Source organism: Deinococcus betulae (assembly GCF_020166395.1).
In the GTDB taxonomy this organism is placed as follows: Bacteria; Deinococcota; Deinococci; order Deinococcales; family Deinococcaceae; genus Deinococcus; species Deinococcus betulae.
In genome coordinates this window covers 128,898-154,837 of the sequence record NZ_JAIQXU010000006.1, presented here as the reverse complement: position 1 = coordinate 154,837, position 25,940 = coordinate 128,898, and the positions used below count along the sequence as shown (strand labels likewise).

The following is a 25,940-nucleotide window of genomic DNA, read 5'->3' as shown; positions in this document are numbered from 1 at the left end:
AGGGGGCTGATAACAGCTCCCAAACACCCCCTTTGGCATAGATTAAAAACTCAGGTTTGACAATCTGTAAGAATCATGTTTCTATATCTGCAAAGGAGACGAGCATGAATGAACAGCATGGGCAGGACGAGTTCCGTTCGCACGTTCAGCGTCTGGTGGCCGAAGGCAAACTCACCGCCGAGGAGGCCCAGGGCTTACTGGAAGGCGAGGTGCCAGCCACCGAGCCACAGGCCGACTGGGGCGACCCAGCCGCGCTGCCACCCCTTCAGGAAGGACAGTCGCTCCACCTGCTGGTCAAGGGCTACAGCCTGACGGTGCTTCAAGACGCCTCGCTGACGGCCCCACACCTCAGCGCCAGTGAAGAAGGTCGCCTGACCCTAGAAGAGACCGAGCAGGGCTGGCGGGTGGCGCGCGTGCCTGGGGCTCATCACCAGACGGGCAGCCTGAAGGCCATCCTGACGGTGCCGTTCGTGCCGGGGCACGTCAAAGCCGAGGTGAATGGGGGCAACCTGACCCTGCCGGACATCGCCGGCGAGATGCGCGCCGAGGTCAACGGCGGCAACGTCCGCATGGGCCGCGCCGTCAGCCTGAGCGCTGAGGTGAACGGTGGCAACCTGACCGCCGCCGAACTGAGCGGCCCCACCCACCTGAACGTGAACGGCGGCAACCTCTCGCTGCGCGGCGCCCGCACCCTGAACGCCAGCGTGAATGGCGGCAACCTCAAGTGGGCCGGCGTGCTCACTGGCGGCGACCACCGCGTCGAGGTCAACGCGGGCAACGCCACCCTGCGCCTGAAAGAAGGCAGCAGCGTGCGCCTGGACGCCAGCGTGACGGTGGGCAATTTCCGGGCCGACTTTCCCACCCACCGCCAGGGCGGCTTTCTCAACACCCGCCACAGCGGGCAGCTGGGCGGCGGCGAGGCCTTCCTGAGCGGCAAAGTGGCCGCCGGCAGTCTGAAGGTGGTGACCCAGTGATGCGCCTGCATCTGCCCGCAGCGCGGCCCCTGGCGCCGCTGACCCTGCGGCTGGGCCTGCGGGCCCTGTGGGCCAGGCTGACCGCGGCGCCGGCGCCCGAGACGCTGCTGGCCCGCCAACAGCACCGCGCGGCCCTGCGCGCCGAGTATGACGCGCGCCGGAGCCTCTACCTGGCGGCCTCGTGCCGGAGCGCTGCCTGGTTTCCCCGGGGGGACTGCCCATGAGAGAGAAGATTAAACGCATCCTGGACCTGATTCGCGCCGAGAAACTGACCCTGGACGACGCCGCGCCGCTGCTGGCCGCCCTGAGCCCCAAGCTGGCCCTGGCCGCCACCGACCGCGAACTGGTGTCTGCCCTGCTGGCCCGCCCTGAACTGGACACTGGCCAGGTGGCCGAACACCTGATGCTGCTGCGCGGTGTACGCGAAGCCCCGCCCGCGCCCCCCAGCCCACCCCAGGCGCCGCGCCGCCCCCAGGTGATTATTGGCGGCGCCCGCCCGCGCGGTCTGGACAGCTTTCTGGACCGGCTGCCCGGCGAGATTGAAGACATGGTGGGCCGCGTGGCCGAGGAAGTCGAGCGCAGCGTGGGCAGCCGGTCCTGGAGTCACGGCCCCCACAGTGCGGCCTCATCCCGCATCCTGCGGGTGCATGTGGAGTCCCAGCACGGCGACGAGTACAAGGCCAATATTCCGGTCAGTCTGGCCCCGCACCTGGGCAAACTGATTCCGCCACACGGCATCGCGGCCCTGGAAGCCGCCGGCTTTAGCCTGGAGACCCTGCAACTGCTGCTGGAGGCCAACCCGGCCCCCGGTCCCCTGATTGAAGCCGAGGACAAGCACGGCAACGAAGTGCATATTTCCTTGAAGTAAGGGGCGGCGGGCTGGTGGTGGAAGGGACACAGCCGTTCTCTCCACCACCAGCCCGCCCTGCTTCCCCACTTGACCCGCCACCAGGAACCATCAACCATGACCCTTATGCGCCCCCTGCCCCTGCCGTTTCCCGACGAGACCGAAGCCCCGCTGGTCACCGAACTGCGTTTTCCCACCAGCGACGTCACAGTGCGCGGGGTCTTTGAACTCAATGAATTTGCGGTGCTGTCGCCCGAAAATCTGGAGTTTCTGCGTCTGTACATCCGCGTGCGGGGCAACCTGAAGGAGGTCGAGCGGGTCCTGGGCCTGAGTTACCCCACCGTGCGCGCCCGCTTTGACACCCTGCTGCGCGCCATCGGCTACGAGCCCGAGCAGGCCGACCCCCAGGCCGAGGTGCTGGCCAGTCTGGAGCGCGGCGAGATTACCCCAGATGAGGCGGCGCGCAAACTCCGGCGGTAAAGGAGCGTGGCCTGTGAGGCCTGGTGTTCAGGGCAGTGCTTCGCGGCCTTGAGGGTGTGCTGTTGCCCTTCAAGGCCACGCCACGGTGCTCTAGGTGATGGGCGCTCTGTGGCACTTCATCCGCTCTGAGGTAACTGAGCAACCCTCAACCTCACGCAAGACGGGGCTGGCGTGTGTGGTGCTTCAGGCTTCACCAACTGCCAGCTTCCGGAGATCCGGCCAGCCCATGCGAATTTCCCGCAGTTCGCCGCCGGCAATCGGTTCTGCCTTCTCGCCCGCCTCGGCCGCGCCCTGGCGGGCATACCACTGGCGGGTAGGGTTCACGTCCAGCACCCACAGGGCGAGGCTCTGGGCGCCGCGTGCCTGAAGGGCAGCTGCCACTGCGCGCAGCAGCGCCCGCCCGGTGCCCTGCCCCTGGGTGGCCCGGCGGCTGTATAGCGTGAACAGTTCGGCGCCGTAACCCTCGTGGTCGCGCGGCGCTCCGGCTGAAGCGAAGGCGATGACCTCACCGTCCTCCTCGGCCACGAGGACCACGTCCTGCCCAGCTGCAATGTTCTGCGCCCAGAAAGCTGCCCGGCGCTCACGCTGCGCTTCATCCGTCATGCGCGCCAGAAAGTCTTCAGGCATCAGCCCGGCGTAGGTTTCGCGCCAGCTGTCGGTATGAATGGCCGCAATGGCGCGGGCATCTTCTGGCCTGGCAGGACGGATGGCGCGCATAGGGCAGTGTAAGTGGCCGCTTCCGGCCAGGAGGCCGCAGTTGCCCAGGTATGCCTGGGTGCTGACGGGCCTTTTCTATGCTGCGCTCAGGCCCTCAGGAGCTTCCAGTGCCCTTCAGAAACCACCTCAGCGGTGCCGTCCACCACGGTAATGGCGGTCTGATCGTCAATGGCGTAGCACGGCCCCGCCACGCTGGACGCCCACTGCTCGGCGGCGGCCAGGGTGTTGCCGGGCATCATCTCGTGGTCCAGATGCGGAAAGATGGAGAAATTGACCAGCCCCAGCGTCCGGTCATCTGGCGCTCCGGGCCACTCCACGAACAGCTTCCCAATCCGGGGCGTCATCACCATGCTGCCGGCGCTCAGGCCCACCCAGACGGTTTCAGAGAGGGCGGGCAGCAGTTCCGCCAGCCCAGAAGCCCGCATCCAGTGGGCCAGATAGGTCGCGTCGCCACCGTCTACCAGCAGCACGTCCGCCTCCTTGACCCACGGCACCCAGCGGTCCTGGCTGATGCTGGGCAGCGCGGTGAGTTCGAGGACGCCCACCGATTTCCAGCCCAGGCCGCACATGGTCGCCGGGCTGCCGTCTGTGATGAAGCGCCGGGCCGAAGCAGGCCCGCACCACGGGTGGCCCCACTGCGCGGTTGGAATACACAGGGCGCTGGCCTCGGCGATGGGTTTTCCCAGCAGGCCGAGGAGTGCGCCGTGGATACTCGCATTGGTCACGCCGCCAGAAGTCAGCAGAAGTTTCATGGAATTTCTCCTTGATGGGAGACAGAGGGCCGGACACATCTCCCTGCATCTCGCTGGGAATGGGTTGATGACATAATCACTGCGCTGGTTCTACATAGAGCAGAGTAATAGAAAACTCTGCTTGCGTCACGCAGGGCTGATAAAGAGGCCGGGTGGCGGAGGCCTGCGGATGCTGTCATGCAGAAATCTGAACGCCGCTCTGGGTGGACAGCAAACGTTCTCTGGCCGGCATCTTCGATGTGGCGTCTCGACTGCCACTCTTCAGCTTTAGGCTCGATGGAAAGGTGCAAGTTACGTGCGCGAGCCGTTCTGACCCGCGAAAGCCGCTTTACAACGGCAACTCTTCGCCGCTTTGGCCCTAAACCTAGTCTCTTAGCTGCCCTGCTCGATGTACCGCTTCAGCGCGTCCATCCGCACGATAATCGGCGTGCGGGCGCGCACGATGGCGCCGTCCTGCTTCAGCTTGCCCAGCGAGTGACTGACCGTTTCGCGGGTGGCGCCCACCATGCGGGCAATGTCTTCCTGGTTCAGCTTCAGGTTCAGCTCCACGCCCTGGCTGTGGGGCCGGCCAAATTCGCGCGCCAGGCGGTACAGCAGGCTGGCCACGCGCTCGGGGGCGCTGTAAGCACTGACGGTGGCGGTCCAGGCCTGGGCCTCAAAGAGCCGCGCCGCCATCAGGCGAATCAGTTTCATGGCCAGGTCAGGCTTGCTGCTCAGCAGTTTTTGCAACTCGCTGCGCGGCAGCACGATCAGGGTGGTGCGCTCCAGGGCTTCGGCCTGGGTGGGACGCCGCTCCTCGGGTTGCAGCAGCAGCTCACCAAAGGTGTCGTGCTGGCCAATGACGCCCAGGATGGCTTCCTTGCCGTTGGGAAACAGTTTGCTGATTTTCACCAGACCGCTGCGCACGAAATACAGCGCGTCGGCCGGGTCGTCCATACGGTAGATGACCTCGCCCGGCCCATACGAGCGGTAGGGCGTGCTGGCCGCCACACGCTCCAGTTCGGCAAGTTCAAGGTCGGCAAACAGCTCCGTGCGCTTGAGGTGCCAGACCAGGCTTGGGTAGTTCATGATTCCTCACACCATACCCGAAAAACCCGTGCCTCACTCCAGCCGGCCCAGCGGTCTGTGCCGCAAGTCCGTCAGAGACGGCAATTCGGTTGAGCAGGGTGACGGTAAGGAGCCAACGACCTGGCCTATCTACCTTCCAGCATTTCTGGAGACACGTCAGCGGGACCAATATCATGCGGAAAATAAAAAAAACCGCCTTCTTCGGCGGTGATAAGAAAAGCATAGCGCGGTATGCAGCGCAGGTCAACCCCAGCCGGCAGCTCCGAAAAACATTCACCCACACGCCTTAACAGGACAGAGCTGACCGCACTGATTATGCACCTGGAGTAAGAGCGCTGGCCTGGGCTGCCTCCTCAGCCCCCTTGAAGCGGTCGAGTAAGGCCCTGTCAAGAGGTAACCACTGACGGCCAATTCCAGCTCAGCCCACATGACATTTGCCCCCCAAAGTTTTATACTCAGTTCAACTAACAGTGCCGGGTGGCGTCCCCTGGGGGCGAAACCCCACGAGGAGGCCGTACTCATGCCCAGCTACAAAGCCCCGCTGCGCGACATCAAGTTCCTGATGACCGAACTGCTTGACGCCCCTGCCGAACTCGGCAAGATGCCCTACTACGCGGCCAACGAAGTCGCCGACGCCGACCTGCTGAGCCAGGTGCTGGACGAAGCCGCCCGGTTTGTAGAAACCGAACTGGTGCCTCTGAACCGCGTGGGCGATCAGGAAGGCTGCGTGCGCCATGACGACGGCGAGGTCACGACCCCCACGGGCTTTAAGGCCGCATATAAGAAGTACACCCAGGCCGGCTGGTCCGCGCTGGACGCTGACCCCACTTACGGCGGCCAGGGCATGCCCCACCTGATCAGCAACGTGCTCGTCGAGATGATGAACAGCGCCAACGTGGCCTGGGCCATGTACCCCGGCCTCTCGCACGGCGCCTACTCGGCCCTGCACGCGGTGGGCAGCGACGAGCTGAAGAACCTGTACCTGCCCAAGATCGTCAGCGGCGAGTGGACCGGCACCATGTGCCTCACCGAGCCCCACGCCGGCACCGACCTGGGCATCATCCGCACCAAGGCCAGCGACAACGGCGACGGCACCTACAGCGTGACGGGCACCAAAATCTTTATCTCGGCCGGTGAGCACGACATGGCCGAGAACATCGTCCATCTGGTGCTGGCCCGCCTGGACGGCAGCCCCGAAGGCACCAAGGGGATTTCGCTGTTCCTGGTGCCCAAATACATTCCGGGCGCCGACGGCCGCCTGGGCGAGCGCAACGGCGTGGTCTGTGGCTCCATTGAGCACAAGATGGGCATCAACGGCAACGCCACAGCTGTCCTGAACTTCGACGGCGCCAGGGGCTGGCTGGTCGGCGAAATCAACAAGGGCATGAACCACATGTTCATCATGATGAACGCGGCCCGCCTGGGCACCGGCCTGCAGGGTCTGGGGCTGGGCGAAGTCGCCTACCAAAACGCGCTGGCCTATGCCAAAGACCGCACCCAGATGCGCCACGAGCCCCGCGTGAACCCCGGCGAGCAGGCCGACCCGATTCTCGTGCACCCCGACGTGCGCCGCATGCTGCTGACGGGCAAGGCCTACAGCGAGGCGGGCCGCGCCATGGCCATGTGGCTGGCCCTGAGCCTGGACACTGAGCACCACCACCCCGACGAGGCCAAGCGCAAGGAAGCCGCCGATCTGGTGGCCCTGCTGACCCCCATCGCCAAGGCCTTCATGACCGACAATGGCTTCAACGTGGCTGTGCAGAGCCAGCAGGTGTTCGGCGGTCACGGCTACATTCAGGAATGGGGCATGGAGCAGTTTGTCCGCGACGCCCGTATCGGCCAGATTTACGAGGGCACCAACGGCATTCAGAGCCTCGACCTGCTGGGCCGCAAGGTCCTGATGGACGGCGGCAAGAAGCTCCAGAAGCTGGCGGGCACCCTGCAAGAATTTGCCGAGGAGCACGAGGGCGACGAGCACATCGGGGACTACGTGACCCAACTGGGCAAGGCCGCGCAGCAGCTCGGCAGCCTGACCATGGTGATCGGCCAGAAGGCCATGCAGGAAGGCGGCGCCGACGAGGTCAACGCAGCGGCGGTGGACTACCTGCGCTTCTTTGGGCATGTCGTGTACGGCTACCTGTGGGCGCGGATGGCCAAACTGGCCCACGACAAGGTGGACGCTGGTCAGGACAAGGACGGCTTCTACCTCAGCAAGGTGCAGACGGCCCGGTTCTATTTCGCTAAGCTGTTCCCCGAAACCAAGGCCCTGGCCGCGACCATCAAGGCCGGCAACGAAACGCTGGCCGTGGATGACCGCGCGGTCTTCGGCTGGGAGCAACTCGTTACAGCGTAAAGAAGAGTTTGGAAGAAGAGGCACGCCGCTGACAGGCGTGCCTCTTTCCTATTGCTCTGCGCCCAGAAAACTGTTCACGGAGCGGGAGAGGCTGAGGGCCGGACCAGGGGCTTCACGGTAGGCCAGGACCGCCAGGGTGCAGGACTGGCCGCCCTCGCTGTGGCCTTGGATATAAGCCTCGTCCAGCAGGGCGCTCAGGGCGCGGGCCAGGCGCTGATACCGGGCTGGCGTCAGGTGCAGGGTGAGGCGGTCCAGATGCGCGGGGTGCCCTTCCGGGCTGGGGGCGTCCGGCGGCGTCATGGGCGCGGCTGGATGTTGGGCGTCGCCAAAGCCATACACATCTTCCTCGCTGTCGTGCAGTTGACCCCATGAGCGGCAGTAGGCGCGCAAAAAGCCTTTACTCAGCTCGTGCAGGTCAGCCGCGCCGTTCCCCAGGGCGTCCCCCGGTGGCCGCAGGCTCATGGGCACCCGAAATTCCCGCGCTGCCAGTTGAAAATACACGCGCCCGCCCTCGCGCCGCTGTTCAAACAGGAGGCCCAGGTCCGTCAGCCGCCGCGCGTGGTGATGCACGAGGCTAGGGGCCATGCCCAGGCGCGGGGCCAGGTCGCTGGGCGACTGCGGCGAGACAAACAGGCCCAGCAGGGTGTGATCTTGCCGCAGAGCGCGGGCGGCGGTGAGGTCAGTCACAAAGAGAGAAGCCTGCTGGGTCATGCCAGCAGTGTGGCGGCGCCCCTTTCAGTCCACCAGGGGCGTGACTGAAACGAGAAGGCCCCTTCCTGTAACCGGAGGGGCCTTGCTGTTTTGGTGGAGCTGAGGGGATTCGAACCCCTGACCTTCTGAATGCCATTCAGACGCGCTCCCAACTGCGCCACAGCCCCGTGTTTGCGGGCCCAGGAAAGGTAGCACCCCAGCGCCGCTCTGTAAAGTCGCCGGCCCTCGGGCAGCGCCGCAACGCCCGGCCCAAATTCGGCGTATAAGGAGGGTATGAGCCAGCCCTTCCGGGACGAGAGTGTCATAGAACTGCGCCCCTCCACGCAGACGCCGGTGCAGCGGCCAGTCACAGCGGGCAAACTTGCCCTGATGACCGGCGGAGGCGTGCTGGCGCTGGCGGCCCTGGGCGGCGCGGCCATTGCCGTGTTTAACGTGGCCCTGACCACCGTAACCATCGGCGCGTTTCTGGTGGCCCTGCTGGCCGTGGTGTTCCTGATGCCGGCCCTGATACTGGCGCTGAATGCCGGTCGGGTGCGGGCCAAGGAGGGGGTGGCGCGCGCCATGCCGCTGGAGACCCTGATCGTGCAGCGCAAGCAGTTTGAAAGCCTGATTCAGGCCAAGGGGCGGCAGCTGCAGGAGGCCAACGGGCATCTGGAAGACTTTCGCCGCCTGATTGACCAGAGCCGCGCCGATATGGACGCGGCCGATGTGGCCCGCTGGGAAAACGACTTGCAGGTCAGCCGCGATGCTTTCGCCCGCGCCCAGACCCACCTGACCGACCTGCGCGCCGACCTGGCCGAGTTCGACCGCCAGATCAAGAAAGCACGCATCGACACGCAGCTGGCGCAGGCCAAGGGCAACGTCGCCACGGCCCTGCAACAGGCCAAGCTCAGTGCCGAGGACCGCCACGTCACCGAAAGCGCCCTGTCCGAGATCGCCCGCCGCGCGGGTCGCAACGCCGCGCTGCTGGATCAGGCGCTGGCCGCTGGCGAGGAAAACAGCAACCAGCGCCGGGGGAGTGCATGAACCGCGCGGCACGCCTGGGCGGGCTGCTGGCCCTGATTCTGGTGGTCTGCGGCGTGGTGATTGCCCTGGACCAGAATCGCTCGGCCACCGCTAATGTTGGGACCGATCCAGCGCCCAGTGCCCCCACCGAGACCGTACCGGCCACCCCCAGCGGCGGCAGCGGCTACGGCGACCTCAAATAACCCGGAGAGACCCATGCAACGACTGGCCCTGACCGCCCTGCTCCTCACCGTTCCTCTGGCCCAGGCGGCCACGCCGACCACACTGAATGTGGCGACCGGCAGCTCGACTGGCACCTATTCCATCATGTTCAAGAACGTCGGCAAGGTCTGCACCCAGAGCGCCTACCTGAAAGAACGCGGCACCAGCGGCAGCCTGGAAAATATTGACCTGCTGCTGGGCAACGAGGTCTCGCTGGCGTTTGTCCAGAGCGACGTGCTGAAGGCCAAGCAGCAGATTGACGGCGACACCCGTGTGGACAACATCAAGGCCCTGCTGCCGCTGCACAGCGAGGAAATTCACCTCTTTGCCAAACCGCCGGTGCAAAAGCGCGATCTGCTGGGCCGCGTGACCACCACAGGGGTGGCCACCTTTGCCAACCTGAAGGGCAAGCGCGTGGCCGCCTGGGGCGGCAGCCTGGTGACCGCCAAGGTGCTGAGCGCCAAGCTGGGCGTGCCCTACACCGTCCTGAGTGTCAAAGACCGCGACGCCGCCTTTGCCGCCCTGAGAGGCAATCAGGCCGACGCCGTGCTGGCCGTGGTGGGGCAGCCCGCCACCTGGGTTAAGGATCTGAGCGGCGTGAATCTGGTGCCAGTGCCCTACGCGCCCAGCTTGCAGGGTATCTACACCAGCGCCAAGCTGCTGTATCCCAACCTGGGGGCCGCCAGTGTGCCCACTGTGGCGGTCCAGAGCGTGCTGGCCACCCGTGACTTCAAGACGCCCGAGAAAAAAGACCTGCTGATGAAATACCAGAAATGCGCCATGAGCAAACTGGTCAACCTGCAAGAAGACGAGGGCATGCACCCCAAATGGCAGGAAGTGACCTTTAAAACCTGGCCCTGGCCGCAGTACAAGTAAGGAAAGAGGCCAGCGCAAAAGGGGGCGGTGACAGGAAACCGTCATCGCCCGCGCCCTATCCTGCTGTATGGCTGTTGCCCTGGACCCCCGCGAGGAAGAGCGCCTGGCGGACCTGCATGACCTTAGGCTTCTTGACACGCCGCGCGAACCGCCGTTTGACCGGATTATGGGGCTGGCGGCGCAGCATTTCTCGGCGCCTTACGGCTCCATCACCCTGGTTGACCGGGACCGGCAGTGGTTTAAGGCCACAGTGGGCTTCCGGCACTCGGAAGACCCGCGCCAGGATTCGATCTGTGCTCTGGTGATCGGGCAGCCGGGCGTCACGGTGATTGAGGACGCAGCCCGCCTGGACGCCACCGCCCACATGCGCGGCGTCACGCACGAGCCTCATATCCGCTTTTACGCAGGTGCGCCGGTGGTCACGGAGACCGGGCATGCGGTGGGCACCATCTGCGTCATTGACCAGGAGCCGCGCCCCTTCACTGCCGCTGACCGAACCACGCTGTCCAATTTTGCCGAGCTGGTGGCCAGTGAGCTGCACCTGCGCCGCCTGACCCGCCGCCTGTACGACCAGGCGCTCCGGGACGACTTGACTGGCCTGGCCAACCGCCGCGCCTTCATGCGCGCGGTGTTTCTGGCCCAGCAGGAGGCTGCCGTTACCCAGACGCCAGTTGTCGTGGGCCTGCTTGACCTCCACCAGTTTGGGGCCCTGAACGCGACGCATGGGCCCGCCGCCGGAGACGCGCTGCTGCGCCGGGTGGGCCAGACGGCTCAGGGCCTGCTGCGCAGCGGCGAGCAAGCGGGCCGCCTGAAAGCCGATCAGTTTACGCTACTCTTTACTGGACCAGACGCCCTGGTGCGCGCGCAACAGGTGAGTGCCGAGCTGCTGGTTGCCTTTCCAGACAGGCCCGGCTCGGTGGGCCTCAGCCTGGGGCTTGTGGAGGTGCCGCCACACGTGGAGCGGCCAGACCCTGACGACCTGCTCTCGTATGCCGACCAGGCCATGTATATCGCCAAGAAAGGTGGCCTGGGCGTTATGCGCCTGTCTCTCTAGAGTTGTCAGCAGAGAGAACAGACAAGGCAGTGGGAAGGGGTTTTCCCACGGCTCTGAATCAACCAAAGCTTACCGTTCGCCCGCGTCGCAAGCCCAGCCGTTGTGGTTGGGGTCCAGGGCCACGCGGTAGCCGGGGTTGCCAATGCGTAGCGGGGCGACACCCGCCCTGCGCATAGCCTGGCAGGTGGCAAAGAAGCGGGTGCCTTCACCGGCTAGAGGCGCGCTGTTGGTCACGGGGCGCAGCAGGGTGCGGGCCATGTAGCCGCCGCGCCCCTGGAAGGTGGTACGGCACCAGTTTCCCTGACAGGCCACAGTCAGCAGGCGGCCCTGGGGCACCACGGCCACCACTGGGCCCGACATGGAAGGCGCGCGGCGCAGGTTGGCCGTGGTGGTCGTGACGGCGGTGGCGGCCTGCGCGGTGCCCAGCAAGGCCAGGGCGAGGGCAGAGGCTTGAACAATCTTGTGCATAGAAGGAAGCCTGACATCTGAAAGCTGACGGAGAGTGAACAGGGGTTGAAGCCTTATCTCAGCCTTCGTTGAGCCGAGTGTTTCTCTGTGGGCTGAGCGAATCAGACACTGCCCTGATGAACTCAGGGTCTTCTCAGCCAGGGGCGCGATCTGCTGAACACAGCGGCGCCCAGGGAGCTTTGTTATGAAAAAACAGCAGCCTGTTCGTTTTCTCCTGCTTGCCGTTCCAGTTCTGCTTGCTGCCTGCCAGACCTCTCTGCCCGCCGTTCCATCCGCCTCCAGTCCGTTGGAGGCTCAGACCACCCAGAATTTTCAGTTAACGGCGCGGGTGCCGGTGCGGGTCGCCCGAGCTGGGGACATTGACACCGTGCTGACCTTGATGAATACCTCGGCCCAGTCGCAGCAGGTTGACATGAATCTGTGCCCGGTGGCGGTCACGGCCAGGTCAGTTCGTACTGGGGCCACGACCATGCTGATGGACCCGGCTGCTACGCTCTGCGCGCGGTATATCCAGCCTGTCACGCTGGCCCCTGGTGGCAGCGCCCGCTACCCCATGTCGGTGCCAGGGCTGTCCCAGGCAGGCGAGTATGTCGTGACCTTCTCTACGCGTTACGCCAAAACCAACGCGCGCATCACCGTGCAGTAAAAACCCTGGGCACCCGAAGCAAAGAAGAAAGGAGACGGCAGCTTGACGCGCCGTCTCTTTGTCTGGGTGGGATTACCGCTCGTCCACCACCTCAAAATCTGGCCCCAATGCCGCCCGCAGCCGCCCCAACAGCGCATCCGCCTGCGCCCGAAAACTCTGCTCGTCCTCCGCTGTCCAGGGGGACGGCCCGCCTGGGTCATTCCAGTCAATCCCGGTATCCCAGAGGTCGGTGAGGCGTTCGGCCTCGGCCACCAGCTCGGGCGGCAGAGGGAGGTCCTGGGCTTCGACGGCCAGGCCATAGTGTTCTTCCGTGGCCGTGTTGCCTGCCCACAGGCATGTGCCAGAGCCGGTGTCGAAGAAAAAGCGGAGGCGCAAGAGAGGCACAGTGGCGCTAACGTACCGTTCCATCATGCCTACAACAGCGAAAGAAGGCGCCACAGGGCGCCCTCTTTTCTAGAATCCAGCTTAGGCGTTGATCCACTCCTGCAAGCTCTGCACGCCCAGCACCTCACCCTTCACGGCGGCAATCGCCTTCGCCGTCCACTCGGCCCCTTCTTTCGTGCTGACAATCGGCACGCCACGTTCCAGGGCCGTTCTCAGCAGTTGGCTGCTAGTGGTGTCAATCAGCAGGGCAGGCAGCTCATCGCCGTTCTGCTCCCGAATCACAGTCAACCCAGCCTCTTGTAGCGCTTTCGCTACGTCATCCAGCCCGTCGCCCATCACCAGCGCTGTGCCCTGGGTGGGCAGGTAGTTCTTCGCGCCAATCTGCGCGCGGTAAAAGGCGCGGTAGGGGTCGGCGTCAATGCCCATGCTCTCGCCCGTGCTTTTCATCTCTGGCCCCAGCACCGGCACCACGCCCGCAAATTTCAGGAATGGCAGGTGCACTTCCTTGACCGAGTACATGCCCGGCGTGGGCGTTTCGGTCAGGCCAATCTGCGCCAGCGTGTGCCCCACGGCAATGCGCGCCGCACTCTTGGCGAGGGGATGGTTCACGGCCTTGGACACGAACGGCACCGTGCGGCTGGCGCGCGGGTTGGCTTCCAGAATGTACGCAGTGCCGTCCTTCACCGCCCACTGCACGTTCATCAGGCCCTTCACGCCCAGTTCCAGCGCCAGGCGTTCGGTGTCGGCCTTCACGCGGGCCAGCAGGTCAGGGCTCAGATTCACGGGTGGCAGGATGCAGGCGCTGTCGCCGGAATGCACCCCGGCGGCTTCCACGTGCTCCATGATGCCGGCGACCACGGCCGTCTGGCCGTCACACAGCGTGTCTACGTCCAGTTCCAGCGCCCCTTCCAAGAACTGGTCGAGGAGAATGCTGGGCTGGCCCTCCACAGCGGCGTAGACCTCGTTCAGGTAGGTGGTCAGCTCCTCCATACTCCGCACGGTGCGCATGGCGCGGCCTCCCAGCACGTAGGAGGGACGGGCCATCAGCGGGAAGCCCAGTTCGGTGGCCAGGGCCGTGGCCTGATCTGGGGTTTCGGCCACCTTGCCTTTCGGTTGCGGCAGGCCCAGCCGCTCGCACAGCGCGTTGAAGGAGGCGCGGTCTTCGGCCTCGTGGATGGTCTCGGGGCTGGTGCCGATTATGGGCGCACCCGCGTCGGCTAGCTTCTTGGCCAGCTTCAGTGGCGTCTGCCCGCCTAGCTGCACGATCACGCCCACCGGCTGCTCGTGTTCCACAATGTTCATCACGTCTTCAAAGGTCAGCGGCTCGAAGTACAGGCGGTCGGCCGTGTCATAGTCGGTGCTGACCGTCTCGGGGTTCGAGTTGACCATGATCGTTTCGTACCCGGCTTCTTGCAGCGCCCAGACGGCATGGACAGTGGCGTAATCGAATTCCACACCCTGCCCAATGCGGTTGGGGCCGCTGCCCAGAATCACGACCTTGGGCTTGTCGGTGGCCTTCACCTCGTCCTCCCACTCGTAGGTGGAGTAGTGGTAGGGGGTGAACGCCTCGAATTCGGCGGCGCAGGTGTCCACCGTCTTGTACACGGGCAGGGCTTTGGCCGTTTTGCGCAGCTCGCGCACCTGAAGTTCACTCAGGCCCACGATCTCGCCAATCCGGGCATCGGAAAAGCCCAGGCGCTTGACCTCGCGCCAGATCTCGTACTTCCACTCGGCAATGGGGCCCAGGTCGCTCAGTTCCTTTTCGGCGTCGGTGATTTCCTTGAGCTGGGCCAGGAACCAGGGGTCAATCTTGGTGGCGTCAAACAGCGCGTCCACGCCCTCGCCCCGGCGCAGCAGTTCCAGCACGGCTTCCAGGCGGCGGGGGTTGCCGTACAGCAGGCCGCGCAGGTCTGCGTCGCTCATGGCGGCGAAAGCGCCGCGCACGTCAGATTCCACGCTCCGCAGCGCCTTTTGCAGGCTCTCTTTGAAGGTGCGGCCAATCGCCATCACCTCGCCTACGCTGCGCATCTGGGTGCCCAGCGCGTCACTGCTGCCGGGGAACTTCTCGAAGGCGAAGCGCGGAATCTTCGTCACCACGTAATCAATGCTGGGCTCGAAGGAAGCCGGCGTGGACAGCGTGATGTCGTTCTTCAGCTCGTCGAGGTGATAGCCGACCGCCAGCAGCGCCGCAATCTTGGCAATCGGGAAGCCAGTGGCCTTGCTGGCCAGCGCGCTGGAGCGGCTGACACGCGGGTTCATCTCGATGACGATCACGCGCCCATCTTGGGGGTTCACCGCAAACTGGATGTTGCTGCCGCCCGTGTCCACGCCGATTTCCCGGATGATCGCCAGCGACTGGTCGCGCAGGCGCTGATATTCCACGTCGCTGAGGGTCTGCGCGGGGGCCACGGTAATGGAGTCGCCGGTATGCACCCCCATCGGGTCAAAGTTCTCGATGGAGGTGATGATCACCACTGTGTCGGCGGTGTCGCGCATGACTTCCAGCTCGTATTCCTTCCAGCCCAGAATGGACTCCTCAAGCAGCACGCTGGTCACGGGGCTGTCGCGCAGGCCGCCTTCCGTGATCTTCAGGAAGTCTTCGTAGGTGTGGGCAATGCCGCCGCCCGTGCCGCCCAGCGTGAAAGACGGCCGGATCACGATGGGCAGGCCGATTTCCTTCTGGTACTCCACGGCCTCTTCCATCGAATGAACCATCTGGCCCTTGGCGGTCTCCACGCCAATTTTCTTCATGGCGGCCTGAAATTCTTCGCGGTCCTCACCCTTCTTGATGGCCGCCGCGTTGGCGCCGATCAGTTCCACGCCAAATTCTTCCAGCGTCCCGTCGGCGTTCAGGTCCATCGCCAGGTTCAGCGCCGTCTGACCGCCCAGGGTCGGCAGCAGGGCGTCGGGGCGCTCTTTCTCAATGACCTTGCGCACGAATTCCGGCGTCAGCGGCTCCAGGTACGTCGCGTCGGCCAGGTCGGGGTCGGTCATGATGGTCGCGGGGTTGCTGTTGACCAGCACCACCCGGTAGCCCTCTTTTTTCAGCGCCTTCAGCGCCTGCGTGCCCGAATAGTCGAACTCGGCCGCCTGCCCAATCTGAATGGGACCGCTGCCGAGAATCAGGATGGTCTGGAGGTCAGTACGCTTAGGCATTCCAGAGAACGAGCGTAACACGGTTTGGAGGCCTGGGGGGTAGGCCAGTCTGCAAACTTATGCAGCCATGCGGGACAGGGTGCGCCCCTCTGCGCCACCTGGCGTATCGCGCCTGGCGCCGCGCCCCCCTATCCTGCCCCCATCCCGAACCTCGGGAGTGATTCACCATGTCAACCCTGAACTGACCTCCACCACGTTCTGAAGCTGCTGCGGGCCTCCTTCGGGCCACGCGCCGCTTCGCGTTGACCCCTGAACGTTCACCCTCCCGAGGTTTGTCATGTCCTATCCCTCCCGCCCTCTGCGGGTTTATCTGGTCACCGAGGCCGTCATGGCCGCTGCATTTGCCCTGGCCTACACGCTGCAAGGGCTGTATTTCTTTCAAACTGTGGGGCTTACGCCCTTCGAGTTGCTGCTGGTGGGCGCGGCGCTGGAACTCTCGACGTTTGTGCTAGAGGTGCCCACAGGCGTCCTGGCCGACGCCTTTTCGCGTAAGTGGTCGGTGGTGCTGGGTTGCGCGACTCTGGGCGCGGCCATGCTGCTGGTGGGCTCGTTTCCCGTCTTTGTGGTCATTCTGGCAGCGCAGGTGGTGAGCGCCGTGGGCTACACCTGCCTCAGCGGCGCGCAGGAAGCGTGGCTGGCCGATGAACTGGGCGAGGACTGCCTGGGCGGCGCCCTGCTGCTGGGCGGTCAGTATGCCCGCGTGGCGGGGGTGCTGGGCATCCTGGGCGCAGCGGGCCTGTCGGGTGTGGGCGGCCCTGCCCTCTGCATCGTGGCGGGTGGCGGCACGATGCTGATCCTGGCGGCGTTTCTGGCGCGCGCCATGCCGGAAGAGAAGTTTGCGCCTGCCGCTCCTGGCGAGCGCCACACCTGGTCTGGCCTGACGGCCCCGCTGGTTCAGGGCGCGCGCGAGGTGAGGGGCCGCCCGGTCCTGATCCTGCTGATTGTGGCGGCGGCCCTGTATGGCGCCAGCACTGAAGCTCTGGACCGGCTGAACGAGTTCTTGCTGCTGCGCGAAACCGGGTTGCCTGGGGGCCTGAGCGCGCAGGGCTGGTTTATTGCTCTGGCGCTGGCGGGTTCTGGGCTAGGCTGGGCCGTGCTAGAACCCCTGCGCCGCCGTCTGGACCTGAGCCAGCCCGCACAGGTGGCGCGTACCCTGCGTGTGGTCCTGGGGCTGAGCGTGGCCGCGCTGCTGGCGTTTGCGCTGGCGCCCGGCTTTGGGTGGGCGGCGGGGGCGCTGCTGATTCACGGGGTGCTGCGCGGCCTGTACAGTCCTCTGTACGCCGCGTGGCTCAACCAGGGCTTGCCCCCCGGTTCGCGCGCCACCATCAATTCCTTCGCCTCGCAGGCCGACGCGCTGGGACAGGTCAGCTGCGGGCCTCTGTTCGGGCTGGCCGGAAATCTGTGGGGGGTGCGCGCGGCGCTGGCCCTGGCCGCGTTCGTCCGTCTACCCACCCTGCCGCTCCTGAGCCGCGCGGGCAAGGGGGACCTGCGGTGACGCCGCTGTTTGGGTTTCGCCTGCGCTCCCTGCCCGAGCTGCTTGAGCGGTGGACGGCAGGAGGGGCTGACCCATTGCCGTATCTGCGCGGCTGGTACTGGCTGACCGACGGCTGGTACTGGTTGAGGACACCGGCCGGCGACGTGCCCACCAACCACCCCGAGTTTGACCACGCTCTGGGGCAGCCCCCGGCCCCCGAGCCGCACCTGGACTATCTGGTCGCCCGCTTCTGGCTTGACCTGGAGGGGATGCTGCCGCGTGTGCTGGAGCCGCTCCCTGCGGACTTGGCCGCCGCGCTGGCTTCCGGGGCGTGGGACGCCTGGCACGCGCCGGTGTCGGCGTGGTGGTACGCCCTGCCCGACGACGATGAGCGGGCCAGCTGGGAACTCTGGTCAGCGGCCACCAGCTGGGCGAACGTGCGGGCGCTGGACATGGGCTATCTGGCGGCGCCGCCCCTCCTGCGCTTCTGGCGGGTGGGGGAGAACATAACTGTCGCCTGGGACACCCGAGAACAGCGCGTGCAGGGCCACCTGTGCTGGACCGAAACCTGGGGCCAGCAGGCCATGAGCGTGGCGGCTTTTGCGGCCGAGGTCGAAGATTTTCGTGGGCGCCTAGACACCGCCATGACTGCGCGCGTGCAGGCTGTGGCCGCGCTGGATCAGCTGGACGCGGCTGCCCTGACCTCGCTGGAACAGCAGCGTCAGCTCACCCTTTTTCCTGAATCGGGGCTTCAAGACCCCACTGACTGGGGCGCGGTCTTGAGCGCCATTCGTCGCCTTGAGGAAGGGTCGGGAACTGCGCTGCTGGCTCTGTAGGCTCAGGGAGAAAGCCACAGCGGCCAAGAGTGTTTGAAGGAGAGAGCCGCCTCAACGGCCTGGAGGAGGGTCCTCGTCTCCAGGGTGAAACTGGCCGCTGCTGTCATCAGCAGGCTCACCGCCGTGACCAGTAAAGTCACGCCGATCAGGGTGTCCAGCACCCGCCACGCCTGCGGCCGGGCCATGATGGGCGCCAGGGTGCGCCCCGCCAGCGCGAGCGCGAAAAACCAGGCCCACGAGGCCAGGGCCGTGCCGCCTAGGAAAGCCAGACGGCTCTCCCCGTCCAGGCCAGCGCTGGCCCCGCCCAGCAGGACCACAGTGTCGAGCAGGGCGTGAGGATTGAGCAGGCTGAAGCCCAGGGCCGTTCCGACGACCTGTCTGGGCGTGGCGGGGCTCGTCTCGTTCTCGCCTGCCGCCAATCCAGTCCCGCCACCGGCCCACGCTGACCGCAGCGCTTTCAGACCGTACCAACCGAGAAACGCAGCCCCCAGCAACGTGCCCAGCGTCACCAGAACCGGCACGCGGGCCAGCCAACTGCCCAGCCCCAGCACCCCAAGCGCAATCAGGAGGCTGTCGCACAGCGCGCAGGTGAGTGCCGAGAGCAGGGCGTGCCGCCGCGTCAGGCCAGCGCGCAGCACAAAGGCGTTTTGCGGGCCGATGGCGACAATCAGAGACAGACCCAGCGTCAGGCCGCGCAGAAACGGAGGCACAGGGGCCAGGATAGAGAAGCGGCGAGGGCGTCGCGCGGATCACTGGCCTGCGTCTGGTCGCTGACGCGGAGCTGCCGATTGGGCGTCCGTCTGGGGTTACCGCTGGGGAACGACAGGGAAAGTCCGTCAACCCTTGCGCATCCTCTTTAAGCGCAAGATCAGCGGCTTCTGCCGATTCACTGAAGGAGACTGGGCAGCCACCATGCAAGGGTGGCCGAACCTGCACAGGCACACCATGAAAGCATTCCAACCGCCCTGGAGCTTCGCTGATGGCGCCTCCATCGTGGCGGCCAACAGCAGGGGCTCAGCAGGACCGATCACTGCCGAGCGTGAGGGGCATGGACATGCTCGCCACTCTCTAAAAGCAGGCTATCTGCCAACTACCGATGTGCCCCTCAGACGACACACCTTAGCCAGAGCGCAAGACTCTGCCGTCCCTTTTCTCCCACCGCACCGCCCTCAGGCTGCCACAGACACCGTATCGCGGCCCGCCCGTTTGGCGCGGTAAAGGGCCTCATCGGCGCGGCGTAGGACGGTATCGGCGGTCTCGCCGGGCGCGGCCTGCGCCACCCCGCAGCTGATGGTCACCGTGCCCACCGGATCGTAGGGCGCGGCGCGCAGGGCTCCCTGCACCCGGTCGGCCACCAGCGCGGCGTCCTGGGCACTGCCCTCCACCAGAATCAGAAATTCCTCGCCGCCCCAGCGACCAGCGCGGTCATGCTGGCGCACCGTGCGCCGCAGCACCCACGCCACATGTTGCAGGGTCTCGTCCCCGACGCTGTGGCCGTAGGTGTCGTTCACCCGCTTGAAATGGTCTAAGTCAAACAGGACCACGCTCAGGAGGGGCGGCTGCGGCGCGCGCAGCCACAGATTCAGCTGCCGCCGGTTGGGCAGGCCAGTCAGGGCGTCTTGCCCCGCCAGGGTGGCCTCATGGCGGGCACCCACCAGCGCCTGTACATAGTGCTGAAGCAGCCGCTGTTGCAGCGTTAGAAAGGCGATGAAGGTGGCGTGGACCAGCGCCGTTTGCAGTAGCGTGTTGCCCAGCGCCGCCTTCATCGCCGGGTCGCTGCGCGGGCTGAGCATGAAGCCCAGACCCACCAGCATCAGGCCACTGAACTGCGCCAGGCTGACGCCCAGAGCCGGGCGAGTGGGCAGCACCAGAAAGGCGGCCAGATAGGTCACGGTCGTCCAGGGGGCGTAGCCGCCCAGGCCGTTGAAGGTGGGCGGGCTGTGCAGGGTCAGGTGCAGCCGCACCACCGAAGCAACGACCTGGAGCAGCAATTCGGTCAGGCCAATCGCCAGAAAATGACGGGGACGCCGCCACAGCCAGAGCGTCAGCGCCACGTCCTTGACGATGATGACAGCCAGGCCCAGGCGGTCCGCCGTGCTGAAATCTGGCCCCGTCTGGACCAGCAGCGTGAACGCACTGACAAAGATGCCGCAGGCCAGCAGCGTCAGCAGGCCGCCGCGCCGGTAGGCAAACTCGGCGGTGTCGGGTTCGGGCGGCGCCAGAAGGCGCTGGTAGTGGCGAAGCGGGCGGGTCACGCGGCCACCCGAGCAAGCTGACAGTGGGCACGCATGGGGTGAATCTAGCGGCCCGCACCTGACAGCACCCTCACCTCTGGTGAAGTAAATGAGCGGCCTGGCGCTGGGCAGCTGCGGCGACACAGCGCCGGGAGCTTAAATACTTCATGAACGTTCCGTGCAAGTTTGGTCATCACCGTGGACTGGCTGACAATTCCCTGCACCTCCTATGCTGCGGGTCATGAAGAAGACCCTGCTTGGCCTGCTCGCCCTGACCGCTGTTTCGACTGCCGCCGCCGCAACTTCTGTGGGCGGCTCGGTGGGCTCGGGCGCCTCGCTGCACCTGCAAAACGACCTCACGCCGTCCTCGGCCATTCGCTATGGCCTGAACCTGACCGCCACCGGCTTTAACTTCAACCGGCTCTCGGTGGGCGGCAGCGTGGACTACCTGGCCGACTTTGGTCCCAGTGACGCCAGCCTGGGCGGCCTGAGCCCCTACTACGGCTTTGGTCTGGGCGCCGGCCTGTACCTCGGCACGGGCGGCGGCATCGTGCTGTACCCCCACGGCACGCTGGGCCTGCGCTACAACGTGACCGATCCCCTCAGCGTCTTCGTGGAAGGTGACCTGGGCCCCGCCGTATACGTTGGCGGCGTTAGCAGCAGCGCCGTCGGCTTTGGCGGCACTGCCCGCATCGGCCTGAACTACCGCCTGCCCTAAGGGCAGGGACTGCGGGACGGGACCACTACACATGGTCCCGTCCCGCTCCGTTGAAAGAATTCATCGTCTCTGCTGACTCTTCTTCTTGCGGCGTATTCCACCGGAAGAGGGTTTTTCTGTTGTCGGAATGGGTGAAAAAGCCAGGATAGGGATGCACCTAGACGTGCAGTGCGCCCTGACTGGCGGCCAGAGAGCGGTCTAATGGCCCGAGGCGTCTGGACTATTTCCGAAGCCCCGCAAGACGGAGCTGCCCTGCCTCTAAGGCGCCTGCTGCTGGACAGGCCGCTTGACCCCCTTGGGCACCCTTGATACGCTCTGTGCATAGCTATGCGGATTTAACGCATAACCATACATAGATGCAGACCCTGACCTCCCGACGCTAACCGCTCGCCTGACTTCCACAGAGAAGTCGGGCGGCGCGTGCTTGCCGGGCCACCTTGCATGACCTTCACACATACAGGAGACAATTCCCCTATGGCAAACGAGCAGCGGCAGAAAATCGTGCTGGCTTACAGCGGCGGCCTGGACACCAGCATCATCCTCAAGTGGCTTCAGACCGAGCGGAACTACGATGTGGTGGCCTTTACCGCCGACCTGGGCCAGGGCGATGAGGTCGAAGAAGCCCGCGTCAAGGCGCTGAATACGGGCGCCGTGGCGGCCTACGCGCTGGACCTGCGTGAAGAGTTCGTGCGCGACTACGTGTTTCCCATGTTCCGCACCTCGGCGCTGTACGAGGGGTTTTACCTGCTGGGCACCTCGATTGCCCGCCCACTGATCGCCAAGAAGATGGTCGAGATTGCGCAGAAGGAGGGCGCCGTGGCGGTCTCGCACGGGGCCACCGGTAAGGGCAACGATCAGGTACGTTTTGAGATGACGGCCTACGCTCTGCAGCCCGACATCGTGACGGTGGCCCCCTGGCGCGACTGGACTTTCCAGGGGCGCGCTGACCTGGAAGCCTTTGCCCATGAACACGGCATTCCGGTGCCCACCACCAAAAAAGACCCCTGGTCTACCGACGCCAACCTCCTGCATATTTCCTATGAAGGCGGCATTCTGGAAGACCCCTGGGCCGAGCCGCCCGCGCATATGTTCAAGCTGACGGCCGACCCCCAGCAGGCCCCCAATGAACCCGAATACGTGGAAGTAACGTTTGAAGCGGGCAATCCCGTCAGCATCAACGGTGAGGCGTTCTCGCCCGCCGCCCTGCTGGCCAAGGCCAACGAACTGGGGGGCAAGCACGGCGTGGGCCGTCTGGACCTCGTGGAAAACCGCTTTGTGGGCATGAAGTCGCGTGGCGTGTATGAAACGCCCGGCGGCACGCTGCTGTACCACGCGCGCCGCGCCGTGGAAAGCCTGACTCTGGACCGCGAGGTGCTGCACCAGCGTGATCAGCTGAGCCCCAAGTACGCCGAACTGGTCTACAACGGCTTCTGGTTTGCCCCCGAGCGCGAGGCCCTGCAGGTGTACTTTGACCACATTGCCGCCAGCGTCACCGGCACCGCGCGCCTGAAGCTGTACAAGGGCAACTGCACCGTCGTAGGCCGCAAGGCGCCGCAGAGCCTGTACGACAAAGACCTGGTCTCGTTTGAAGCGGGCGGTGACTACAACCAGCACGACGCCGGTGCATTCATCAAGCTCAATGCCCTGAGGATGCGGGTGCAGGCCCGTGTGGCCGCCAAGGCCGAGCAGCCCGAGCCGGAACCCGCGCAGGTGTAAGGGGTGGCGCAGCCTGTTCCTTCCCTCCGGCGCGCTGTACCGGACGACGCCCCGGTGATTGCCGCTCACCGCGCCCAGATGTTTACCGACATGGGCGACCTGACGCCTGAAGAGGCGCAGGCGCAGGTGGACCTGTGGACCGGTTGGCTGCGCAGCGTGCTGGCGTCGGGTGACTACGTGGGCTTCGTGGCCGAGGAGACGGGTAGACCGCTGGGCAGCGCGGGGCTGATGTTTCATCCCAAGGCGCCGACTACAGACGAGCCGGCCACCGTGCGGGCTTACGTGCTGAATGTCTACGTGGCACCCCAGAGTCGCCGTCAGGGGCTGGCCGACGCATTGATGCGCGCCGTTCTGGCAGAGGTGCAGGCGCGTGGGCTCAGGAGCGTGTCGCTGCACGCTTCGGCCCAGGGCCGCGCCATTTACGAGCGTCTGGGCTTCGTTGAGGCGGCTCATCCCGAACTGCGCCTGACACTGGGAGACGCGCTGTGAGTGTGCGGCCTGTCGGTCCCAACGACATCCCCGCCTTTCACGCCGTCATGATGGCCGCCGGGATGGACCCCCGCAGCAGCTGGAACCGCACCACCCCGGCAGACCTGGAGCGGTCGCTGTTCTCGCCGGGCGCTGGGGGGTTTCTGGCTTACGGCGAGAGTGAAGAGGTGCTGGGGTGTGTGGGCTACCGCCCCGACGGCGAGGCCGCCCTGACCCTGAACAAACTGGCGACCTGCCCAGGGTCACGCGGGCAGGGCGTGGGGCGCCGCCTCGTGCGTGAGGTCGAACACGCCGCCCGGATAGGCGGCTACGAACGGGTGCTGCTGGCCGTCAGCCAGTACAACCTGGAGGTGCTGCCGTTTTACGAGAGGTTGGGCTACAGGCCGGTGGATGAGCGGTACGCCCACGCTCACCCGGCCAGCCCGCCGCCCGTGGTGCTGGTGAAGGAGCTAGCTGATGTCTGAATTACATTCACGCGAAAGTCAGACCCTTCTTGATAGAGTCAAGAGTGATTTAATAAAACTGCGTTATTCGCGCTCACTGCCCGAAAGAAAAGAACTAGCTTCCAAGGTATACAGTGCACGCCAGATGTATGTCGATTCGGGTGGAAGAAATTGGATTGCGTGGCTAAAAGATGCTGGATTCTCCCATGGATCTGCCGTCAATTACTGTTATGCTGGTCGTGCAATTCATGAGGGGTTTGATAATCAAAGCTTCACTGTTCTTGTTGGTATCGGTCGTGATCTAGAGACTGGTACTGATAGAGAAGAAATTGATGTGCTCAACTATATTGCTGAGGAATTTGTCCCCTTTGAAGAGCAGTCTCCAGCGCTAGAGACTGTTCTTGAGCCTCCTGTAGACAAAAAGCTCTGGGGTGGCCGCTTCGCTGAAGCCACTGACGGCCTCGTTGAACTCTTCAACGCTTCCGTTGGGTTCGATCAGCGACTGGCCGAGCAGGATATTCAGGGGTCGCTAGCCCATGTGGCGATGCTGGGCCAGGTTGGCATCCTGAGTGCCGAAGAAGTGACGCAGATTGCTGACGGCCTGCACGACGTTCTGGCCGACATTCGCGCCGGCATCTTCCAGTGGCGGCTGGACCGCGAAGACGTGCATATGAATGTGGAAGCCGCGCTGCGTGACCGCATCGGGCCGGTGGCAGGCAAGCTGCACACTGCGCGCAGCCGCAACGATCAGGTGGCGGTGGATTTCCGCCTCTTTACCAAAGCTGCGGCCCTGGACCTGGCCGACAAGACGCGGGCGCTCCGGGCCGTCATGCTTGCAGAGGCCGAAAAACACCTGGCCGCCGAGGTCATCCTGCCCGGCTACACCCACCTGCAAGTGGCGCAGCCCATCCTGCTCTCGCACTGGTTCATGGCCTACGTGGCCATGCTGGAACGCGACGAGGGCCGCTTCCGGGACGCCGCCGAGCGCATGGACGAGTCGCCGCTGGGCTCCTCGGCACTGGCGGGCACGCCCTGGCCCATTGACCGCCACGCGACCGCCGCCGCGCTGGGCTTCGCGCGTCCCACGGCCAACAGCCTGGACGGCGTCGGTAGCCGCGACTTTGCGCTGGAATTCCTAAGCGCAGGCGCCATTCTGGGGGCGCACCTTTCACGCCTCTCGGAAGAACTGATCTTGTATTCCACCTTCGAGTTTGGCTTTCTCACACTGCCGGACAGTCACACCACCGGCTCCAGCATCATGCCGCAGAAGAAAAACCCGGATGTCTCCGAGCTGGCGCGCGGTAAGGCGGGGCGCCTCTTTGGCAATCTGATGGGCCTGTTGACGGTGGTGAAGGGCACGCCGCTGGCCTACAACAAGGACCTGCAGGAAGACAAGGAAGGCGTGTTTGACTCCTACGACACCCTCAGCATCGTGCTTCGCCTGTACGCCGACATGCTGCCCAAAACGGTGTGGCACGCCGAGGTGACAAAGGCGGCGGCGGCGCGCGGCTATTCCACCGCGACCGACGTGGCTGACTTTCTGGCGCGGCAAGGCGTGCCGTTCCGCGAAGCGCATGAGGTCGTGGGCGGCCTGGTGGGCCTGGCCAGCCGTTCGGGCCGCCAACTGTGGGACCTGACCGAGGCTGAACTGCGCGCCGCCCACCCGCTGCTGGGGGCTGAGGTGGCGCAGGGGCTGACCGTCGAACAAAGCGTTCGGGGTCGCCAGAGCCACGGCGGCACGGCGCCGGAACGAGTGGCTGAAGCCATCGCAGCCGCCCGGCAGGCGCTGGAGGGCTGAAGGCCGTGGACGTGCCCGTGACCCTGGACGGCACCCTGCTGGCCACGCGGCAGCAGGAGTGGGCCGCGCATCTGGCCGCGCCGCACCAGAATCCGCTGACCACACGCGCCGAATTTGCCGGTGGCGAGGTGCTGCTGGACAACGAGCTGTGCGTCTACACCCAGGACGCGCGCTACGCCGAAGGGCTGCCGTTTTCAGGCCTGATCGTCCCCCGGCGGCCCTGTGAAACGGTGTTTGACCTCACACCAGAGGAAGCCGCCGCCACCCACGCCCTGCTGGCTGAGGTCCAGGCGTATCTGGACGCCACCGTGCAGCCGGACGGGTACACCGTGGGCTGGAACGTCTTCCCGGTCGGCGGCCAACACATTCCCCACGTTCACCTGCATGTGATTCCGCGCTGGGCCACGGACGCCTCGGCGGGGGCGGGGGTGCGCTCCTTCCTGAAAGCGGCGGTCCGGGCGGACCAGACGCGACGACGATGACCGCCGGTCCTGCTCGCCGTCACTTGCCCCCTGCCTT

At 65.3% G+C, this 25,940-nt stretch carries 27 protein-coding genes and 1 tRNA gene; 18 read left to right on the top strand and 10 right to left on the bottom strand.

All coding sequences use genetic code 11. The annotated features are described in order from the left end of the window. Positions 1-104: 104 nt before the first annotated feature. The 4 genes from K7W42_RS06945 (at position 105) to K7W42_RS06930 (ending at position 2,301) form a co-directional block, all read left to right on the top strand. Positions 105-974, top strand: coding sequence for a DUF4097 family beta strand repeat-containing protein (locus tag K7W42_RS06945; RefSeq protein ID WP_157459737.1), 870 nt, complete (start codon positions 105-107; stop codon positions 972-974). Next, positions 971-1,198, top strand: coding sequence for a hypothetical protein (locus K7W42_RS06940; protein WP_224573381.1), 228 nt, complete (start codon positions 971-973; stop codon positions 1,196-1,198). The genes K7W42_RS06945 and K7W42_RS06940 overlap by 4 nt, the downstream gene beginning before the upstream one ends. Beyond that, positions 1,195-1,842, top strand: a complete 648-nt coding sequence (locus K7W42_RS06935; protein WP_224573379.1) for a hypothetical protein — start codon at positions 1,195-1,197, stop codon at positions 1,840-1,842. Before K7W42_RS06940 ends, K7W42_RS06935 begins: the two co-directional genes overlap by 4 nt. A 96-nt stretch (positions 1,843-1,938) precedes the next feature. Then, on the top strand, positions 1,939-2,301 hold the full coding sequence (locus K7W42_RS06930) for a DUF2089 domain-containing protein (RefSeq protein WP_157459734.1): 363 nt from the start codon (positions 1,939-1,941) through the stop codon (positions 2,299-2,301). A 183-nt stretch (positions 2,302-2,484) separates the two neighbouring features. On the opposite strand, the gene K7W42_RS06925 is transcribed toward K7W42_RS06930, so the two are convergent. The 3 genes from K7W42_RS06925 to K7W42_RS06915 form a co-directional block, all read right to left on the bottom strand. Beyond that, positions 2,485-3,018: a GNAT family N-acetyltransferase gene (locus K7W42_RS06925; RefSeq protein ID WP_224573378.1), complete on the bottom strand. Its 534-nt coding sequence runs from the start codon at positions 3,016-3,018 to the stop codon at positions 2,485-2,487. An 86-nt stretch (positions 3,019-3,104) separates the two neighbouring features. Next, positions 3,105-3,770: a Type 1 glutamine amidotransferase-like domain-containing protein gene (locus K7W42_RS06920; RefSeq protein WP_224573376.1), complete on the bottom strand. Its 666-nt coding sequence runs from the start codon at positions 3,768-3,770 to the stop codon at positions 3,105-3,107. Positions 3,771-4,142: 372 nt separating this feature from the next. Next, complete coding sequence (locus K7W42_RS06915; RefSeq protein ID WP_157459731.1) at positions 4,143-4,838, bottom strand: Crp/Fnr family transcriptional regulator; 696 nt, start codon at positions 4,836-4,838, stop codon at positions 4,143-4,145. A gap of 520 nt (positions 4,839-5,358) precedes the next feature. Here K7W42_RS06915 and K7W42_RS06910 point away from each other — a divergent pair. Further along, entirely contained in the window at positions 5,359-7,191 is a 1,833-nt protein-coding gene (locus K7W42_RS06910; RefSeq protein ID WP_224573374.1) for an acyl-CoA dehydrogenase C-terminal domain-containing protein, read from the top strand. 48 nt (positions 7,192-7,239) lie between these two features. On the opposite strand, the gene K7W42_RS06905 is transcribed toward K7W42_RS06910, so the two are convergent. Further along, positions 7,240-7,902, bottom strand: coding sequence for a winged helix-turn-helix domain-containing protein (locus tag K7W42_RS06905; protein ID WP_224573373.1), 663 nt, complete (start codon positions 7,900-7,902; stop codon positions 7,240-7,242). 91 nt (positions 7,903-7,993) lie between these two features. Then, a tRNA-Ala gene (locus K7W42_RS06900) sits at positions 7,994-8,069 on the bottom strand. Between the two features lie 106 nt (positions 8,070-8,175). Here K7W42_RS06900 and K7W42_RS06895 point away from each other — a divergent pair. From K7W42_RS06895 to K7W42_RS06880, 4 genes are all read left to right on the top strand, one after another. Further along, positions 8,176-8,928, top strand: a complete 753-nt coding sequence (locus K7W42_RS06895; protein ID WP_224573371.1) for a hypothetical protein — start codon at positions 8,176-8,178, stop codon at positions 8,926-8,928. After that, entirely contained in the window at positions 8,925-9,110 is a 186-nt protein-coding gene (locus tag K7W42_RS06890; protein WP_157459727.1) for a hypothetical protein, read from the top strand. Before K7W42_RS06895 ends, K7W42_RS06890 begins: the two co-directional genes overlap by 4 nt. A gap of 13 nt (positions 9,111-9,123) precedes the next feature. Then, entirely contained in the window at positions 9,124-10,005 is an 882-nt protein-coding gene (locus K7W42_RS06885; RefSeq protein WP_224573370.1) for a TAXI family TRAP transporter solute-binding subunit, read from the top strand. 67 nt (positions 10,006-10,072) lie between these two features. Further along, positions 10,073-11,059 carry a sensor domain-containing diguanylate cyclase gene (locus tag K7W42_RS06880; RefSeq protein ID WP_224573368.1) on the top strand — a complete coding sequence of 329 codons (987 nt, stop codon included), beginning with the start codon at positions 10,073-10,075 and terminating at the stop codon, positions 11,057-11,059. Positions 11,060-11,128: 69 nt separating this feature from the next. Here the strand turns inward: K7W42_RS06880 and K7W42_RS06875 are convergent, their stop codons facing one another. Continuing rightward, complete coding sequence (locus K7W42_RS06875) at positions 11,129-11,527, bottom strand: excalibur calcium-binding domain-containing protein (RefSeq protein ID WP_157459724.1); 399 nt, start codon at positions 11,525-11,527, stop codon at positions 11,129-11,131. Between the two features lie 184 nt (positions 11,528-11,711). On the opposite strand from K7W42_RS06875, the gene K7W42_RS06870 reads away from it, so the two are divergent. Further along, on the top strand, positions 11,712-12,173 hold the full coding sequence (locus tag K7W42_RS06870) for a hypothetical protein (protein ID WP_224573366.1): 462 nt from the start codon (positions 11,712-11,714) through the stop codon (positions 12,171-12,173). Between the two features lie 72 nt (positions 12,174-12,245). Here the strand turns inward: K7W42_RS06870 and K7W42_RS06865 are convergent, their stop codons facing one another. Further along, the gene (locus tag K7W42_RS06865; RefSeq protein WP_224573364.1) at positions 12,246-12,611 is read right to left on the bottom strand and encodes an immunity protein CdiI family protein; all 366 of its coding nucleotides are present in this window, start codon (positions 12,609-12,611) and stop codon (positions 12,246-12,248) included. A gap of 27 nt (positions 12,612-12,638) precedes the next feature. After that, positions 12,639-15,713 carry a carbamoyl-phosphate synthase large subunit gene (carB, locus tag K7W42_RS06860; protein ID WP_224573362.1) on the bottom strand — a complete coding sequence of 1,025 codons (3,075 nt, stop codon included), beginning with the start codon at positions 15,711-15,713 and terminating at the stop codon, positions 12,639-12,641. Positions 15,714-15,990: 277 nt separating this feature from the next. On the opposite strand from carB, the gene K7W42_RS06855 reads away from it, so the two are divergent. Next, on the top strand, positions 15,991-17,208 hold the full coding sequence (locus K7W42_RS06855; RefSeq protein WP_224573359.1) for an MFS transporter: 1,218 nt from the start codon (positions 15,991-15,993) through the stop codon (positions 17,206-17,208). Then, positions 17,205-18,023, top strand: a complete 819-nt coding sequence (locus K7W42_RS06850) for a DUF5984 family protein (protein ID WP_224573358.1) — start codon at positions 17,205-17,207, stop codon at positions 18,021-18,023. The genes K7W42_RS06855 and K7W42_RS06850 overlap by 4 nt, the downstream gene beginning before the upstream one ends. A gap of 2 nt (positions 18,024-18,025) precedes the next feature. Here the strand turns inward: K7W42_RS06850 and K7W42_RS06845 are convergent, their stop codons facing one another. Together K7W42_RS06845 and K7W42_RS23235 are read right to left on the bottom strand one after the other, a co-directional pair. Then, complete coding sequence (locus K7W42_RS06845; RefSeq protein WP_224573356.1) at positions 18,026-18,733, bottom strand: LysE/ArgO family amino acid transporter; 708 nt, start codon at positions 18,731-18,733, stop codon at positions 18,026-18,028. Positions 18,734-19,192: 459 nt separating this feature from the next. Then, complete coding sequence (locus K7W42_RS23235) at positions 19,193-20,278, bottom strand: GGDEF domain-containing protein (RefSeq protein WP_224573354.1); 1,086 nt, start codon at positions 20,276-20,278, stop codon at positions 19,193-19,195. Positions 20,279-20,498: 220 nt separating this feature from the next. Between K7W42_RS23235 and K7W42_RS06835 the strand changes: the two genes are divergently transcribed. The 6 genes from K7W42_RS06835 (at position 20,499) to K7W42_RS06810 (ending at position 25,903) form a co-directional block, all read left to right on the top strand. Beyond that, positions 20,499-20,975 (top strand): hypothetical protein, encoded by a 477-nt coding sequence (locus K7W42_RS06835; RefSeq protein WP_157459716.1) that lies wholly within the window; start codon positions 20,499-20,501, stop codon positions 20,973-20,975. Between the two features lie 474 nt (positions 20,976-21,449). Beyond that, positions 21,450-22,691 (top strand): argininosuccinate synthase, encoded by a 1,242-nt coding sequence (locus K7W42_RS06830; protein WP_224573352.1) that lies wholly within the window; start codon positions 21,450-21,452, stop codon positions 22,689-22,691. Between the two features lie 3 nt (positions 22,692-22,694). After that, positions 22,695-23,180 carry a GNAT family N-acetyltransferase gene (locus tag K7W42_RS06825; protein WP_224573350.1) on the top strand — a complete coding sequence of 162 codons (486 nt, stop codon included), beginning with the start codon at positions 22,695-22,697 and terminating at the stop codon, positions 23,178-23,180. After that, the gene (locus K7W42_RS06820; RefSeq protein WP_224573348.1) at positions 23,177-23,644 is read left to right on the top strand and encodes a GNAT family N-acetyltransferase; all 468 of its coding nucleotides are present in this window, start codon (positions 23,177-23,179) and stop codon (positions 23,642-23,644) included. Before K7W42_RS06825 ends, K7W42_RS06820 begins: the two co-directional genes overlap by 4 nt. 313 nt (positions 23,645-23,957) lie before the next feature. Continuing rightward, a complete protein-coding gene (gene argH, locus K7W42_RS06815) occupies positions 23,958-25,421 on the top strand; it encodes an argininosuccinate lyase (RefSeq protein ID WP_224573346.1) in 1,464 nt (487 codons plus the stop codon). Positions 25,422-25,426: 5 nt separating this feature from the next. Then, entirely contained in the window at positions 25,427-25,903 is a 477-nt protein-coding gene (locus K7W42_RS06810; protein WP_224573344.1) for an HIT family protein, read from the top strand. Positions 25,904-25,940 lie beyond the last annotated feature (37 nt).